The organism is Blautia sp. HCN-1074, assembly GCF_037890165.1.
In the GTDB taxonomy this organism is placed as follows: Bacteria; Bacillota; Clostridia; order Lachnospirales; family Lachnospiraceae; genus Blautia_A.
Genome location: NZ_JBBKBP010000082.1, coordinates 1 through 468 on the forward strand (window position 1 = coordinate 1; position 468 = coordinate 468).

The window sequence follows — 468 nt, forward strand, 5'->3', positions numbered from 1 at the left end:
CCTCACATGGCTAAAGTCACGTGCTTCCAGACGCTTTAGGCGTCAGACTGAATATCGGCGGATACGCCTGTAACTTAGGTGCGCAGTTATGCGCATTTCCCATGCCAGATATGGCTGGTTCCCACATTACAGGTAGTCCGCTGTATATCTGCCTGTATCTATGCTGCTTTTAAGAGTTCCATTTCTGAATGGAGTTTCCTCAGATCTGCATAGACGCATGAGGTTCTACGCTTTACAGGAGGGACTTTTGCCTCCAGCAAAGACCTTTCCGTTACCGGAAGGGGTTTTAAAAGTTCCCTTATAAAATATCTGGCTCCTATATTATAGGATGCTGACAGGTCACAATTATATCGTTTTCCTGTCTGGAAAGTACAGAGGCTGTGATTTTCCCAGTCACGTGTTACCGCCCCGGAACCATCATAAGCCAGTCTGCTGGTATTCCATGCACAGATCCGGGATATCCGCATC

At 47.2% G+C, this 468-nt stretch carries 1 pseudogene; it reads right to left on the reverse strand.

Features of this window, described 5'->3' with window-relative positions:
• Positions 1–158: 158 nt before the first annotated feature.
• Positions 159–468, reverse strand: a pseudogene (locus WKT11_RS19865) (IS200/IS605 family accessory protein TnpB-related protein); the annotation flags it as partial.